The sequence below is a fragment of the Clostridium sp. cel8 genome (assembly GCF_014050525.1).
In the GTDB taxonomy this organism is placed as follows: Bacteria; Bacillota; Clostridia; order Clostridiales; family Clostridiaceae; genus Clostridium_B.
The window spans coordinates 54,097-70,327 of sequence record NZ_JACGAG010000012.1 but is presented as its reverse complement, the minus strand read 5'-3'; the positions used below and the strand labels follow the sequence as shown (position 1 = coordinate 70,327).

Genomic DNA, 16,231 nt, shown 5'->3' with positions numbered 1-16,231 from the left:
GTTGAAGAGAAAGATTACAAAAAGGTATCAGATCTTCAAATAGTTATAGAGAAAAAAATGGCTGAACTTAGAGCTTTGTATTCAGACTATAAAAAGAACTTACTTGATATATAAAAATCTAAAATATTAAAAACCTATGGAGATTAATTTATTTCTCCATAGGTTTTTAATATTCCCTAAGTTGAAAATTTTTCACCAGCATTTCTCTTTTATTATTTATTGGCTTCCAAAGAGCTAACCTATTTACAGTGACCATTTTATGTATATTTTCCTTTTTAGCTGCATGACATGCTGCAATATATTCTCTGCTGCTCCATTCTCTTATTGCATAATTTGTATTTGCAAGGGCTACATGTAAATCCCAAGTATCTATATTATATTTTACATTGAATTTATATGATTTCAACAAATCATTTATTTGTCTTGCAAGTCTAATTATATAACCCTTTTTTTCTATTTTAAGATTTACAGATTTATAAGGTGGATCAAAACATATAGCTCCATTAATTTCTACTTTAAAATTTTTATATGGATCTAACAACTTTGAGATTATTTTAGACAATTTTTCTATATCCGGATCATCTATTACTGCCATAGTTATATGTAATACAGGCATATGTTTATATAATCTATATTTTCTACACATACTTCTCTGAATACGTTCCATATAAGAATAGGATTCTTTATCAAATAATGCCACTAAGTAATATCTCATTTTTAGTCCTCCAACTACTAAAAAGATTTATAATTAATATATAATATAATTATATCATATAATTTTCACTCAAAGAATTTAATGTTTATGCAAGCATTAATCTCTTGGTTATTTTATCCATTTATAAGATATAATTTTTATAATTTAATACCTATTAAAACTGCCAATTTACAATATATGTATATACAATCTAAATCTAATTTGATTAAATAAATCAAGGCTTTTACTAAATATTTTCATAAATTTTTGTGCAAAAAGAACATAAATTTATGATATAATAAATTTTATGTAATGTAAATTAATTTGATATCTTCTAAACTTTATATAAATATAAATTGATAAGGATGGTACATAAATGGATAAATTGCTTATTAACGGAGGTAAATCTCTGTTTGGTTCTATAGAAATAAATGGTGCAAAAAATGCTGCTGTTGCAATATTACCAGCTGCAATAATGGCAAGTAATAATAAATGTATAATAGATAATATACCAAATATAGAAGATGTTCACTGTATTGAAAGAATATTGAAAAGTCTAGGTTGTAAAATTAAAACTAATAAAAACTCTGCAATGATCGACAGTACCACTATATCTAATCTTAATGCTAATACAGACGATGTTAGAAAAATGAGAGCATCTTACTATCTTATAGGTGCACTACTTGGTAGATTTAAAAAAGCAAAAGTAGAACTACCTGGAGGTTGTTCTATAGGGGTTAGACCTATTGATCAACATATAAAGGGATTTGAGGCTCTAGGAGCAAAAGTAAAAATTGTTCATGGTTGTGTCATAGTTGAAGCTGAAGAATTAGTAGGAACTAATATATTTTTCGATGTAGTAAGTGTTGGAGCTACTATAAACGTTATGTTAGCTGCAACACTTGCAAAAGGTGTAACAACTCTTGAAAATGTAGCAAAAGAGCCACATGTTGTAGATGTAGCAAATTTTCTAAATACTATGGGTGCAAATATAAAAGGTGCAGGTACAGACGTTATACGAATAGTTGGAGTTGACAAATTAAATGGATGTTCATACAGTGTAATACCAGATCAGATAGAAGCAGGCACTTACATGATCGCAGCAGCTGCTTGTGGTGGAGAAGTTACCGTTAAAAATGTTATTCCAAAACACCTTGAATCTATATCTGCAAAATTAATTGAAATGGGTGCTAAAATAGAAGAAGATGGTGATTGTATAACTGTAAAATCAAATGGACGCCTAAAAGGAGTCAATATAAAAACCCAGCCATATCCTGGTTTCCCAACAGATGTTCAACAACCTATGAGTAGTCTTTTAAGTATTGCAAAAGGCAGAAGTATAATAAATGAAAGCATATGGGAAAGTAGGTTTAAACATGTTGATGAATTGAAAAAAATGGGAGCAAATATAAAAGTTGAAGGAAGAACTGCTATAATAGATGGAGTTGAAAAGTTAACTGGAGCCAAAGTAAAAGCTACTGATTTAAGAGCAGGTGCTGCAATGGTTATAGCTGGTCTTATAGCAGAGGGAACTACAGAAGTTCTTAGTATAGAGCATATAGATAGAGGGTATCCTAATATTGAAGATAAATTTAAAGCATTAGGAGCAAATATCTGTAGAGTTTCTGAATAACCATGTTCCCTTATTTAAAACATGAGGAGAGTTATTATGATTTTTTGTCCCTTATTTAGTGGAAGCAGTGGTAACAGTACATTTATAGCATCAGACAGCACAAAAATACTAGTGGATGCAGGTCTTGCCGGTAAAACAATAGAAAATGGATTATTAAATATCGGTGAGAAACCACAAGATATAGATGCTATTCTAGTTACTCATGAACATACTGATCATATAAAAGGTGTTGGTATACTATCAAGAAGATATGATATACCCATATACGCAAATGAACTTACATGGAAAGCTATGTCAAAATCTATAGGTAAAATTAAAGAACACAATATAAAAATAATTTATAATAATTATGTACAGATCAAAGATTTCGATATAACAAGTTATAAAATATCTCATGATGCAGCAGATCCTAGAGGATATGATATAAGAAATAAAAATAAATCTGTTTGTGTTGCAACAGATTTAGGTTTTTTATCAGATGAAATTAAATCACACTTAAATAATGCAAATGTAATTCTTTTAGAAAGTAATCATGACGTTGAAATGTTGAAATTTGGCCCTTATCCATATACATTGAAAAGAAGGATATTAAGTAAAATAGGTCATTTATCAAATGAAGATTGTGGAAAAGCTATACTTGATATAGCAAATGGTAAATTTAAAAAAATAATTTTAGGACATTTAAGTAAAATCAATAATTATCCAGAGTTAGCCTATAAAACTGTGCTAAATGTATTAAATAAATCTGGAATAAAATTAAATAAAGATTTAAGTGTATTTATGGCAAAAAGAAATATGCCAAGTAATTACACAAAATTTTAATAAAAAGGGGAAAGCCATGAAAAAAGCTTTTACTATTTTACTATGTTCTGTAATTACACTATGCAGTTTATCATTAAGTGCATGTGAAAAAAAGGATACTTCTAGTATAGATAACAGTGAGAAAGAAAAAGAGATAATATTTCAGAAGGAAAAAAATAATATAATCAGCTTGAATATATATTTTCCTTCTAACAAAAATAATGATAAATCAGAAGTATCTATGGAACAAAGAAATATAAAAAAAGATGAACTTCTAGCTGAAGCTATAATGAACGAACTTATACATGGACCTTCTATAAAAAGTGAACTGTATCCTATATTAGATAATAAAACAAGAGTTCTCAGTGTATCTATAAAAGATAAAATAGCTTATATAAATCTAAGTAGCGATGCAAATAAAAAAATGACTACTGAGAAAGAAGAAAGTTGTATTAAAAGTATTGTTCTGTCTCTAACACAATTATCTTCTGTTGACAAAGTAAAAATATATGTAAATAATGTTGATACTAATTTATTTGGAAATAATTTCGACTTAACAGAACCTATTGGAAAGGAGAATCTTAAAAATCTTAAATCAAATTAAATATAGTTGTAGTGACCATATAAATATAGCAATTGATGACTTTTTAATAGAAAATGAAACTTATCCAAATTTAGTATATGCAGATACTTCTATTCAAGAAAAAAGTAATTTAAAGTGCGATTATTGTTCAAAAAATGCACTTTATGTATTAAAACTAAAGCCTTAAATATTGCAAAGCATTTTAATATTTATTATAATAATTCAAGTATATTAAACAATTCTAATTAATAGATTTTATGACAAATTGGATAAATTTAATATTATAAATATTAAATAATGATGAAAGGGAGGTACTGCTTTTTAATTTACAAAGCAGGTCAAAATATGAGTTTATATAAAGATTGGACAAATACAGTTGTAAATTTAGTAAAAACCAAAGGAGAAACTGAATTTTGGAAAAAATATGGTGCTATTGAAAAACAAGTATATACAACAATATTAGCTGACAATATAACTTCTCTTGATGGGAGTATAAAAGACTTAGCAAAGCAATTTAACATTTCTACAGTATTCTTTATTGGATTTTTAGATGGAATAAACGATAGCTTAGAAAGCAAAATTAGTCTTGAAGAATTGGAAGAATCTTCTACTATAAATGTAAAAATAAATTTTGAAAAATTATATTTTAACATGTTAGATGCTAAAGCCGATTACTTGTACAAGCTTCCTCAATGGGATTCAATTTTTTCAAAACAAAAAAGAAAAGAAATTCACAAAAAATGGGCATCATCTAAAACTATAGTAAATAAAAATAAAATAGGAAGAAATGATCCTTGTCCTTGCGGAAGTGGGAAAAAATATAAAAAATGTTGTGGAAAAACAGCATAAATATAATAAATGTCATTGTTAAAAATCTAATTTTAACAATGACATTTACTTATTAACAAGATATCATATTAAAATTCAGCTGATCCAGTGGTCCTTGGAAATGGAATAACATCTCTTATGTTAGACATACCTGTAATATACATAAGTATTCTCTCAAATCCTAGTCCAAATCCTGAATGCTTTGTTTCTCCATATTTTCTAAGCTCTAGGTACCACCAATAATCCTCTTTTTTAAGCCCTAATTCACTCATTCTCTTTTCAAGAACATTATATCTTTCCTCTCTTTGACTTCCTCCAACAATCTCACCAACTCCAGGAACAAGTAAATCTGCAGCTGCAACAGTTTTACCATCATCATTGACTCTCATATAAAAGGCCTTTATATCCTTTGGATAATCTGTTACAAATATAGGCTTACCATAAATCTTTTCAGTTAAAAATCTTTCATGCTCTGTCTGAAGATCAATTCCCCATTTTACAGGATACTGAAAATTTTCTCCACTTTTTCTCAATATATCTATAGCTTCAGTATAAGTTATTCTTCCAAAGTCTGAATTTAAAACATTATCCAATCTTTCAAATAATCCTTTATCTATAAATGAATTAAAAAACTTCATTTCTTCAGGCGCATTTTCCATTACATATTGTATTATGTACTTTACAAGTGCTTCTGCTGTATCCATATAATCATTTAGATCGGCAAATGCCATTTCAGGCTCTATCATCCAAAATTCAGCAGCATGTCTTGCAGTATTTGAATCTTCTGCCCTAAATGTTGGTCCAAAAGTATATACATTTCTAAATGCTAATGCCATTGTTTCTGCAGATAGTTGACCACTAACAGTTAAATTTGTTTCTTTTCCAAAGAAATCCTTTGAATAATCAACTGTACCATCTTTCTTTTTTGGAACATTTGTTAAATCAAAAGTTGTAACTTTAAACATTTCTCCTGCACCTTCACAGTCACTTCCAGTTATAAGAGGAGTCTGTGCATATACAAAGCCTCTATCTTGAAAAAATTTATGTACTGCATAGGCTGCAATAGAACGTACTCTAAATACAGCTGAGAACGTATTACTTCTAGGTCTTAAATGTGCGATAGTTCTTAAATATTCAAAGGTATGTCTTTTTTTCTGAAGTGGATAATCAGATGAAGATTTGCCTTCTAAAATTATTTTATTTGCCCTTATTTCAAAAGGTTGTCGCGCATTAGGAGTAATCACCACTTTACCTTCTACTGAAAGAGAAGAACTTATGGGTAATTTCGATATTTCTTTAAAATTAGTCAAAGTATCATCAAAAACTACTTGAATATTCTTAAAAAATGTACCATCATTTAATTCTATAAATCCAAATGATTTCGAATTCCTTATAGTTCTAATCCACCCTGAAATCTTTACATCTTTATCTGCAAATTTTTCAGTATTTCTATAAATAGACTTTACCAATACCACTTCCATAAATATAACCTCCATATATATTTTTCACAAAAAAGCTCTTCCATCCATAAAGGGACAAAAGAGCTGTAATTCATCGGACTATACTTTAAGATTATAATATTTATATAATTTTATGTCAATATTCATTATTCTATTATTATGTTAATTTCTTACTTGAAATTCATCTATAAAAGTATAACATGAAGGCCTTACTACAGTAGTTAACTTAATATATCTAGCATTAACAGCCTTATCTAAAGTCAAATAGAGTGGATATCTAGAGCTTCCTCTATCAGAAAATGGAACAGATGGTACCATAATAAGTCCAACAGCTTTAAAATTAACTCCATCCTCTGACACTGCAACAGATGCTGCTTTAGGTAAATATACCCATCTTCTAGGATTTCTATAATAGTCAATCATAAATTGACTAACTTCCTCAACTCTTTTAAGATCTACTTCTAAATTGAATGAATTCCCATACCATGCTGCAAACTGACTGTCTTCTATTTTTTTAGTGGATGCATACTTTCCATCTGTTAATTTTACACCATTATCTCCATAATTCAAATCAGGATTTGGACTTAAATTATATTTACATCCCTTTGATAAAACATTTGGCAGTATTTTAAGTGGCTTTACATTTACTGTAACCTTTTCAGATGATTCAGACATGTTACCTGAAAAATCAACAGCTTTAACCTCATAAGTATATGACTTTGTATTTTCCTTAGGCATTGGTCTATCTACTACACTAAAGTAAAACTCTTTACTATTTCCTCCGTATATTCTCTGTATTGTAGGACTATAAATTAGCACTCCATTTCTATATACTCTATAGGCACATATATTGCTATAGTTATCTGGCTTATTCCATGATATCTTAAATTCATATTCTCCAAGTTTTTGAACTTTTAAGTTTGTAGGTGAATCAACCTGCTTCTTTTCCAAATTACCTGTATTTACATATGTATAATAGGCATCATTAAATCCAGAATTAATATTATTAGGACTATAATAATGACTATATGAAAAACTTATCATCTTATCAACACAAGGACTTTCAATTTCCATTCGTTTTACAAGTTTATCTAAGGTTATGCTAGAATTATTAACATAGTCAAATGTTTCTATATTAGACCAGAATTTTAGTCCTTTTTTTGTATTTACAGCTTTTCTAAGTGCCGTAAGCCATGGATTTATCTCATTTACATCAAGGCCTCCTGCCCCTACTGAATCCTGTGGACAAAATATATCTCCTTCTTTAAAATTAACCTTAGAAAAAAAATACTTCCAGTTTTGAGCATATTCTTTTGCAGTGCCAAATTCGGAATTCATAAAAGGAGACATTAAAAATGGCAATCTTTCTTTTTTAGACTCCAAATAATCCAAATTCAAATTTATCCCTTTTGCAAGATTATCAAATTGAACTTTATTATTAAATCTTGCATTGTCCACTTCATATGGAAAATACCAACCATAAAAAGCATTCTTGTATTTTGAATGGTACTTTTCATAAATTTCATCACATATTAAATTGGCTCTATTCATTTGATCCTTTAACCAATTTTCATTATCTGGAGATTGTTGCCACCACTCATCGTTAAAATCCATACCTAAAAATACTTTTATACCTAACTTCTCAGCAGCACTTAAACATAAATCAAGTTCATCTCTATCACCATAAATTTTTTGAGTTCCTGGTATATTGCTTTTATACACAGTTTTTGTACCACTTTTATCTGTTAAACTAATTCCAGTTAAAACAACATAATTCATTTTATTTCTTTTTAGATATGTAAACTCACTAATCCACTTATCTTTATTCCAATTTTGTGCCATATCGATTTGTATAAATGTTCCTGAAAGCAAAGGATAATAATCACTTGACCTTATTGGACTTTTAAAATAAATAACTGTGAACAATATGCCTATTGTAATAATCACTAATGACACTACATATTTTTTAACTTTCATTTTTTAACTTTCCCCTTTATTTTTACTTTTGTAAATTAAAAGGAGATACAATTAATATCTCCTTCATTTTATGATAAAATCTTTTTTATTTTATTTCAATATGTCCTATAATTATTCTCTATTACTATTGGTATATCTTTACTACCTTTAAGATCTTCAGATTCCTTTATAATACAATTTTTGTCCACAATTGCATAATGAAGTTTTACTCCTGGACCTATAATACAATCCTGATGTACTATACAATTTTCCAGTGAAGAATTTTCACCTATAGTAACTCGTCTTGATATTATACTATTTTTTACACTACCACAAATTAAGCTTCCATTTCCTATTATAGAATTACTTACAGTACTTGATTGTGAATATTTTACTGGTACTTCATCGTTACTTTTAGTATATATTGGTCTATTTATAGTAAATAATTCTTTCATTATTTTAGGATTCAAAATATCCATACTTGACTTATAATAGGTAGAAATAGAATTTATACAGCTTAAATATCCTTTAAATTCAAAAATTCCTACATTTAGAGTATCCAAAGAGTTATATATATATTCTTTAATCTTCTTATAATTCCCCATTGACACACATTCGTTAACTATGTCCATAAACAATTTCTTATCCATCATATACATTTCCATACATATATTTGCTTCTTTTTTTACTCCTATATTTTTCCCTACACTTACTACCTTATTTTTACTATTTACATTTAATATTTCAGAATTTATAAAATTTTTATCTGCATCATTAACATGTTTATATATTATTGTAACATCATTTTTAGATCTTATATGTGATTTCATAGCTTCTTTCAAATCTATATTACATATCATATAAGATGGAGCCATAATCACATATTCTTCCTTGCTATTTTCAAAATAAGCCATATTTTTAGAGAAATTACATATATCATTTATAGAAGGGCTCTTATCTGTAAAATTAAAAACTCTAAGTCCCTCTATTTTTCTATTTAAATCCCAAGGCCTCCCATTACTTATATGATCTATAAGAGATCTTGATTCCATTTTTGTAAATATACCTATGTTATCTATTCCTGAATTAGCCATGTTTGACAATATAAAATCTATAATTCTATGACGACCTCCAATTGGTATGGATGCTAATGGTCTATTTATTGTAAGCTGACTTATATTTTTTTCATCTTCATCTAAATTTATAACTCCCATGAAATTTTTGTACATGTATTTTCCCCTTCCCAAGATAAAAATTCACATAATAATTTTATTCTTAAACCCTAATTACAACTTGATAGTATAGAACCTGATTCTAAAGTCGTATTTGAACCTATTACAGTAATTTCCTTATCGTTTCCTATTGAACTATTTGATTTAATTACTGCATTACTTCCTATGATTGCCTTATTAACCAATACATTATTTTCTATCTTCGTATTTGGCATTACAACTGAATTTATAACCGTAGAGTTTTCCCCTATTATACTTCCTGAAAATATTATTGAATTATAAACTCTTCCATAAATTTCACATCCATCAACGGCAATAGATGTTTTGATTTCTGCATTTGGTCCAATATACTGAGCAGGTTCTACATGATCTGCTGAATATATTCTCCACTTTGGATCCCTTAAATCAAGTTCATTATCATCTCTTAAAAGATCCATATTTGCCTCCCATAGGCTTTTTACTGTACCAACATCTTTCCAATAACCCTTAAATGGATATGCATACAGATTAAGCCCTGAATCAAGCATATTGGGTATAATATTTTTTCCAAAGTCGTTGCTTGAATTATTATCCTTTTGATCGGCTATTAAAAATTTCTTTAAGATCTTCCAATTGAAAATATAAATACCCATAGATGCATTAGTGCTTGTTGGATTCTGTGGCTTTTCTTCAAATCCATATATTCTCATATCTTCTTTAGTATTCATTATTCCAAATCTAGAAGCTTCACTCATTGGAACATCAATTACAGCAATAGTTGCATCTGCACCTTTTTCTTTATGAAAATCAAGCATACGCAAATAATTCATCTTATATATATGATCTCCGGAAAGTACAAGTACATATTCAGGGTTGTAACTATCTATAAAAGACATATTTTGATATATGGCATCAGCAGTTCCTTTGTACCAATTCCCACCATTTTCTTCCTGATAAGGCGAAAGTATGTATACACCGCCATCTCTTCTATCTAAATCCCACGAACTTCCTATACCTATATGAGAATTCAGCTCAAGTGGTTTATATTGTGTCAGTACTCCTACAGTATCAATACCCGAGTTTGAGCAATTACTTAGAGTAAAATCTATTATTCTATATTTACCCCCAAAAGGCACTGCAGGTTTTGCAAGCCTCTTAGTTAATACACCTAGCCTAGACCCTTGTCCACCAGCTAATACCATTGATATTATTTCTTTTTTATTCATGTACTCATCCTCCCCATTTTAGTAAGCATTTGCTACGATATTTTAGCCCATTTTATATTTATATAATCAATTTTGCACTATCTTTACCTCACCGGGAAGTATTTTTAAATACAACTCCCCTATTTTTATGTTAAATGATTTGGTATCATTTCTATTTACAACAACTATAATTTTTTCCTGATTAAAAGTCCTATCGTAACATAACACATCCTCATCTACATTATGGAACTCTATACTTCCTCTTTTCAAAGCATCGAACTTATTTCTAAGCACTGTAATATCTTTATAAAATTTCAATATATCTTTATTTTCATTTCCCCATGGATATGTCTTCCTATTTTTAGGATCTTTACCTCCAGTTATCCCTACCTCATCTCCATAATATATCATTGGAACTCCTGGCATAGTCATCTGTATAGCTACTGCCATATTCAAAAGCTTTATTCCGTCTTTTCCATTTTGACTTAATACTGTTAGAATCCTTTCAGTATCATGAGTTCCTACAACATTTAGATTTGAATAAAAAATTTCTTTAGGATAGTTTTCATATAAACTCATTATTGTCCTACAAAAGATACTAGATCCTATAGTTCCAGTTAAAAATCCTATTAAAACATTTCTAAATGGATAGTTAATTACAGAATCAAGTTCATGTCCAAATACATACTTTCTTCTTTTAGAATAACTGACTTTATTTGATGCATCTTCCCACACTTCTCCTATAAGCACAGAATCTTTAGAAATGCTTTTGATCTTATCTCTTATCTTCTCTATAAATTCATCTGGAAGTTCATCAGCAACATCAAGTCTCCATCCCAAAGCTCCATCTTCCATCCATTTATCTAACACTGAATCCTTTCCTGAAATAATAAAATCAATATAGGTATCATCCATTTCATTTACATCTGGCATATTACCAATTCCCCACCAACTCTCATATTCATCAGGATATTTAGTAAATTTATACCAGCTATAATATGGAGATTTTTTTGATTGATATGCCCCAATTGAATTATAATTTCCATATTTATTAAAATACCTACTATCATCTCCAGTATGATTAAAAACTCCATCTAAAATAATTTTTATATCCATTTTTTCCGCTATCTTACATAGCTTTTTAAATGTTAATTCATCACCATACATTTCATCTATAACTTTATAATCCCCAGTATCATATTTATGATTGCTTACAGATTTAAATATTGGATTTAAGTATATTGTATTTACACCTAAACTCTTTATATAATCTAGCTTTTCAATTACTCCCTTTAAGTTTCCTCCAAAGAAATCCCATTTTACTATATTCCCATATTCATCTTTTATATACTCAGGATCATCCTCCCAGTTTTCATGTATAAAACTATTTGGCTTAGGATTTTCAATTCTCCCATTTTTATTACCGTTTTTAAATCTATCAACATATATTTGATATACAATCCCCTGTTTAAACCATTCTGGTACAGAAAATGGCTCATATACAGTTATCTGATATGTTTTAGGTTTATCATAATATACTTGCCCCTCTCCCCCTAGTCCATCAGAATTATTTCCATAATAAATATAATTTTGCTTATCAACTGCTATTTTAAAATAATAGTTGATAAGTCCCTCATAATCTTTATCTATATTAATATAATAAAAATATTCATATTTACCATTACTTATTTTTTTTGCTTCCATTTTCACAGTATTGTGATTGTAATCAAAATAAATTAAATTCAAATATACAGGAAGATATCGATCCATAAATATAGAAATATATACTGTTTGCCCTTTAGGTACCGCACCAAATGGTTTTCTGCAGTTAATATCCCTAGAATCATGCTTTATCCAAAAATCCATTTTAAACTCTCCCCTATTAAAATCTCAGCCTTTGTCTATACATAAAATACTAAAATACAAATATTTAACTACAAATTCTTATAAAGACATCTAGATCCCCATATTCCAGCAGCATATTCTCTTATTGTCCTATCACTTGAGAATATACCTGAGTGAGCTATATTTATTGCGCACATTTTTTGCCACTTAAATTTGTCCTTATATAATTTATCTATTTTCTTTTGAGCATTTATATAAGAATAAAAGTCCTTTAGAACAAAGAATTCATCGTTGTAGTTTACTAGATTCTCATATATACTTTTAAATCTATTTGTATCTCTTGTGTAAGTTCCGTCTACAAGTGAGTTAACAAGTCTTCCTATTCTTTCATCACTATCTATGATTTCCTTAGAACTATATCCACCATTTTTATAATAGTTAAGCACTTCTTCTGCCGTTAACCCAAATATAACTATATTGTCATCTGATACCTCATCTCTTATCTCTACATTAGCTCCATCTAAAGTAGCTATAGTAACAGCTCCATTCATCATAAATTTCATATTACTAGTTCCTGAAGCTTCCTTTGTAGTTGTTGATATCTGTTCGCTTAATTCTGCAGCCGGTATTATAATTTCAGCAAGTGATACTCTATAATTTTCCATAAAAACTACTTTAATTTTGTCATTTACCCTTTTATCATTATTTATTTTATCTGCTATTACATTTATAAGAGTTATTATATCTTTAGCAAGGTAATATCCTGGTGCAGATTTACCTGCAAATATAAACGTTCTTGGCACAATATCAAGATTAGGATTCTCTATAAGTGAATTATATAGATCCATTATTCTAAGACAATTCAACATCTGTCTTTTATATGCATGAATTCTTTTTATATGAACATCAAACATAGAATTAACATCGACCTTTATTCCTTGAGTCTTATATATATACTCAGCCAATTTAATTTTATTATTTAACTTTATGTTTGCAAGTTCTTCCTGAATATTCTTATTTCCTGCAAACTTTTCAAAATTTATCATATCTGTTGGATGCTTTATAAAACTATCCCCTATTGTATTTTTAAGAAGCTCAGTTAATTTAGGATTTGAATTTATAAGCCATCTTCTGTGAGTTATTCCATTTGTCTTATTATTAAATTTATCTGGATAAATATAATAAAAATCTGACATCTCCTGCTTTTTTAATATTTCAGTATGAAGCTTTGCAACTCCATTTACACTATGACTTCCAATGACAGCAAGGTGTGCCATTTTTACATATCCACCTTCTATTATTAACATTCTACTTATTCTATCCCACTCACATCCCTTACTTTGGAGCTCTAAGCGAAATCGTCTATCTATTTCCTCCACTATCATAAAAATTCTAGGTAAAAGCTTTTTAAACATATCTACAGGCCATTTTTCCAATGCCTCAGCCATTATAGTATGATTTGTATAAGACATTGTATTGTGAGTAATTCTCCACGCATCTTCCCAACCTAATCCTTCCTCATCTATAAGTATTCTCATCATTTCAGGAATGGCAAGTGCTGGATGAGTATCATTTATGTGTACTGCTATTTTTTCATCTATCTCTCTTATATCACCGCCTGCACTTTTAAAATGGTGTATAATACTTTGAAGTCCTGCAGATACAAAGAAATACTGTTGTTTTAATCGTAAAAGCTTTCCTTCATAAAAACTATCATCTGGATAGAGAATTTGTGATATTGTTTCTACTGAATCCTTATATCCCATAGCCTTTCTAAAATCTCCACGATTAAAAGATGAAAAATCAAATTCATTTGACAGAGGTTCTGCACTCCAAAGCCTTAATGTGTTTACTACATCATTTTTATAACCAACTATAGGTACATCATAAGGTATAGCAAGAACTGGCTCATAGTTTACATGTTGAAATTTTAAATTGCCATCTATATACTCTACATTCACATCCCCTCCAAATTTTACAACCCTTGCTTTATCTGCTTTTTTTATTTCCCATATATTGCCATTCTTAAGCCAATCATCAGGTACTTCAACTTGAGAATGATTGATTATTTTCTGATTAAAGAATCCATATCTATATCTTATTCCACAGCCATGACCTGGTATACTTAGAGATGCCATGGAATCCAGAAAACAAGCAGCTAATCTTCCAAGTCCCCCATTACCGAGTCCAAGATCCTCTTCTAGATTTTCCAATTTGTCTAAATCTATATCAAGATCATTTAACGCCTCTTTGCACATATCTCTAATTCCTAAGTTAAGCAAATTACTTCCTAAAAGCCGTCCAAGCAAAAACTCCATAGAAAAATAATAAACTTGCTTATTATTGTCTTCCTTATATTTTTTATTTGTTTCTATCCACATCTTAGTTACATAATCTCTTACTAAGCTTCCCAAGGCCTCATATTTATTAAAATCAGTTCCTTCATCTAGACCTTTACCGTGAATTTCCATAAACTTTTTTATATAATCTTTTTTAAAAGTTTCCTTATCTATATTTAGCATAAAATTCCTCCCAGTGTATCATGTTATAGACTTTCATACAATTTTTTATAGAGATTAGCTGAATTATTCCAACTATTATCGCTTTCCATTGCATGCCTAACTATATTGTTCCAAATATTTTTTTGCCTAAAATAACCAAGTGCATTAGAAATGATATTTAAAAATTCATCACCATTAAAATGAGAAAAACTAAATCCATTTCCTTCCCCTGTGTATTTATTATATGGCTTAACTGTATCTTTAAGTCCTCCAGTTTCCCTTACTATTGGAACAGTTCCATATCTAAGTGCTATAAGTTGACCAAGTCCACAAGGTTCAAATAAAGATGGCATTAAAAACATATCTGCACCTGCATAGATTTTATGTGCAAGTATATCATCAAAGTATATATTTGCAGATACAGATTTTGGATATTTAGATGCAATATATCTAAAATAATCTTCATATTCTTTATATCCAGTTCCAAGTACTACAAGCTGAATATTTTTTGATATAAGTCTTTCACAAATATTTTCTATAATATCCATGCCCTTTTGAGGTGTAAACCTTGATATTATAGCAATCATTGGTACTTCTTCATCTATATTTATATTTAGTTCTTTTTGGAGCTTTACCTTATTTACCTTTTTATCCCACAAATTATATTTAGTATACTTTTTAAATATTATTCTGTCCTTCTTCGGATTATAAATATTGTAGTCTATTCCATTTGTTATTCCCCATAGGTCATCTTTTCTACTTCTAAGTAGTCCATCTAGATTTTCTCCATACTCTGGAGTTTGTATTTCTTTAGCATAAGATGTGCTAACTGTTGAAATTTTATCACTATAATTTATTCCGCTTTTCATATAACTTACAGCACCATTTAATTCAACACTTCCATTTTCATAAAAGAACTCATCTAAATTGAAAAGTTCTCCTAAAACACATTTATCAAAATTTCCTTGAAAAAGTAGATTATGAATGCTAAATAAAAATTTTATTCCCTGATAAAAACTATCTTGCTTATACTCAATTTTATATAAAGTTGGTATCATCCCTGTTTGCCAGTCATTGCAATGTATTATATCTGGTTTATAATTTATCTCCCAAAGCATATTCAAAACGGCTCTATCGAAAAAAGCAAACCTTTCACCGTCATCATAATACCCATATAATTTATCTCTTTTAAAATAGTATTCATTATCTATAAAATAATAAATTATTCCATCATATTCACATTGAAATATGCCACAGTATTGATTTCTCCAACCTACAGGTACATTAAAATGCTTTATAAAACTAAGTTTATTCACTAAATCGGATTTAATAGATTTATATTTTGGTATTACAATTCTTACATCTATGCCAATTTTTTTAAGATAACGAGGCAAAGTACCTACAACATCTGCTAACCCTCCAGTTTTTGCAAATGGTTCTGCTTCAGATGCAACAAACATAACCTTCATAAAACTTCCCCCTTAATTTTATTTAAATATATAGTTATCCATTCT

The 16,231-nt window shown here is 28.9% G+C and carries 13 protein-coding genes; 5 read left to right on the top strand and 8 right to left on the bottom strand.

Annotated elements, in window-relative coordinates:
- Window positions 1-166: 166 nt before the first annotated feature.
- A complete protein-coding gene (locus H2684_RS10480) occupies window positions 167-715 on the bottom strand; it encodes a 2'-5' RNA ligase family protein (RefSeq protein WP_182089353.1) in 549 nt (182 codons plus the stop codon).
- Window positions 716-1,070: 355 nt separating this feature from the next.
- Between H2684_RS10480 and H2684_RS10475 the strand changes: the two genes are divergently transcribed.
- The 5 genes from H2684_RS10475 to H2684_RS10455 all read left to right on the top strand — a co-directional run bounded on the left by H2684_RS10475 (window position 1,071) and on the right by H2684_RS10455 (window position 4,560).
- A complete protein-coding gene (locus tag H2684_RS10475) occupies window positions 1,071-2,327 on the top strand; it encodes a UDP-N-acetylglucosamine 1-carboxyvinyltransferase (protein WP_182089352.1) in 1,257 nt (418 codons plus the stop codon).
- Between the two features lie 36 nt (window positions 2,328-2,363).
- A complete protein-coding gene (locus tag H2684_RS10470; protein ID WP_182089351.1) occupies window positions 2,364-3,149 on the top strand; it encodes an MBL fold metallo-hydrolase in 786 nt (261 codons plus the stop codon).
- 16 nt (window positions 3,150-3,165) lie between these two features.
- Entirely contained in the window at window positions 3,166-3,732 is a 567-nt protein-coding gene (locus H2684_RS10465; RefSeq protein WP_182089350.1) for a GerMN domain-containing protein, read from the top strand.
- Complete coding sequence (locus H2684_RS10460; protein WP_207719442.1) at window positions 3,695-3,898, top strand: CxxH/CxxC protein; 204 nt, start codon at window positions 3,695-3,697, stop codon at window positions 3,896-3,898. Before H2684_RS10465 ends, H2684_RS10460 begins: the two co-directional genes overlap by 38 nt.
- A 158-nt stretch (window positions 3,899-4,056) precedes the next feature.
- The gene (locus H2684_RS10455) at window positions 4,057-4,560 is read left to right on the top strand and encodes an SEC-C metal-binding domain-containing protein (RefSeq protein ID WP_182089349.1); all 504 of its coding nucleotides are present in this window, start codon (window positions 4,057-4,059) and stop codon (window positions 4,558-4,560) included.
- 68 nt (window positions 4,561-4,628) lie between these two features.
- Here the strand turns inward: H2684_RS10455 and asnS are convergent, their stop codons facing one another.
- The 7 genes from asnS to glgA all read right to left on the bottom strand — a co-directional run bounded on the left by asnS (window position 4,629) and on the right by glgA (window position 16,186).
- The gene (gene asnS / locus H2684_RS10450) at window positions 4,629-6,020 is read right to left on the bottom strand and encodes an asparagine--tRNA ligase (RefSeq protein ID WP_182089348.1); all 1,392 of its coding nucleotides are present in this window, start codon (window positions 6,018-6,020) and stop codon (window positions 4,629-4,631) included.
- A 141-nt stretch (window positions 6,021-6,161) separates the two neighbouring features.
- On the bottom strand, window positions 6,162-7,976 hold the full coding sequence (locus H2684_RS10445) for a DUF4434 domain-containing protein (protein WP_182089347.1): 1,815 nt from the start codon (window positions 7,974-7,976) through the stop codon (window positions 6,162-6,164).
- 95 nt (window positions 7,977-8,071) lie between these two features.
- Complete coding sequence (gene glgD, locus H2684_RS10440; RefSeq protein WP_182089346.1) at window positions 8,072-9,184, bottom strand: glucose-1-phosphate adenylyltransferase subunit GlgD; 1,113 nt, start codon at window positions 9,182-9,184, stop codon at window positions 8,072-8,074.
- A 53-nt stretch (window positions 9,185-9,237) separates the two neighbouring features.
- Entirely contained in the window at window positions 9,238-10,392 is a 1,155-nt protein-coding gene (locus tag H2684_RS10435) for a glucose-1-phosphate adenylyltransferase (RefSeq protein WP_182089345.1), read from the bottom strand.
- 66 nt (window positions 10,393-10,458) lie between these two features.
- Window positions 10,459-12,237 (bottom strand): glycoside hydrolase family 13 protein, encoded by a 1,779-nt coding sequence (locus tag H2684_RS10430; protein ID WP_182089344.1) that lies wholly within the window; start codon window positions 12,235-12,237, stop codon window positions 10,459-10,461.
- 68 nt (window positions 12,238-12,305) lie between these two features.
- A complete protein-coding gene (locus H2684_RS10425) occupies window positions 12,306-14,738 on the bottom strand; it encodes a glycogen/starch/alpha-glucan phosphorylase (protein ID WP_182089343.1) in 2,433 nt (810 codons plus the stop codon).
- Between the two features lie 23 nt (window positions 14,739-14,761).
- Entirely contained in the window at window positions 14,762-16,186 is a 1,425-nt protein-coding gene (gene glgA / locus H2684_RS10420) for a glycogen synthase GlgA (protein ID WP_182089342.1), read from the bottom strand.
- Window positions 16,187-16,231 lie beyond the last annotated feature (45 nt).

Coding starts and splice junctions, on each gene's coding strand:
- H2684_RS10480 (WP_182089353.1), bottom strand. CDS start 715: ATGAGATATTACTTAGTGGCATTATTTGATAAAGAATCCTATTCTTAT.
- H2684_RS10475 (WP_182089352.1), top strand. CDS start 1,071: ATGGATAAATTGCTTATTAACGGAGGTAAATCTCTGTTTGGTTCTATA.
- H2684_RS10470 (WP_182089351.1), top strand. CDS start 2,364: ATGATTTTTTGTCCCTTATTTAGTGGAAGCAGTGGTAACAGTACATTT.
- H2684_RS10465 (WP_182089350.1), top strand. CDS start 3,166: ATGAAAAAAGCTTTTACTATTTTACTATGTTCTGTAATTACACTATGC.
- H2684_RS10455 (WP_182089349.1), top strand. CDS start 4,057: ATGAGTTTATATAAAGATTGGACAAATACAGTTGTAAATTTAGTAAAA.
- asnS (WP_182089348.1), bottom strand. CDS start 6,020: ATGGAAGTGGTATTGGTAAAGTCTATTTATAGAAATACTGAAAAATTT.
- H2684_RS10445 (WP_182089347.1), bottom strand. CDS start 7,976: ATGAAAGTTAAAAAATATGTAGTGTCATTAGTGATTATTACAATAGGC.
- glgD (WP_182089346.1), bottom strand. CDS start 9,184: ATGTACAAAAATTTCATGGGAGTTATAAATTTAGATGAAGATGAAAAA.
- H2684_RS10435 (WP_182089345.1), bottom strand. CDS start 10,392: ATGAATAAAAAAGAAATAATATCAATGGTATTAGCTGGTGGACAAGGG.
- H2684_RS10430 (WP_182089344.1), bottom strand. CDS start 12,237: ATGGATTTTTGGATAAAGCATGATTCTAGGGATATTAACTGCAGAAAA.
- H2684_RS10425 (WP_182089343.1), bottom strand. CDS start 14,738: ATGCTAAATATAGATAAGGAAACTTTTAAAAAAGATTATATAAAAAAG.
- glgA (WP_182089342.1), bottom strand. CDS start 16,186: ATGAAGGTTATGTTTGTTGCATCTGAAGCAGAACCATTTGCAAAAACT.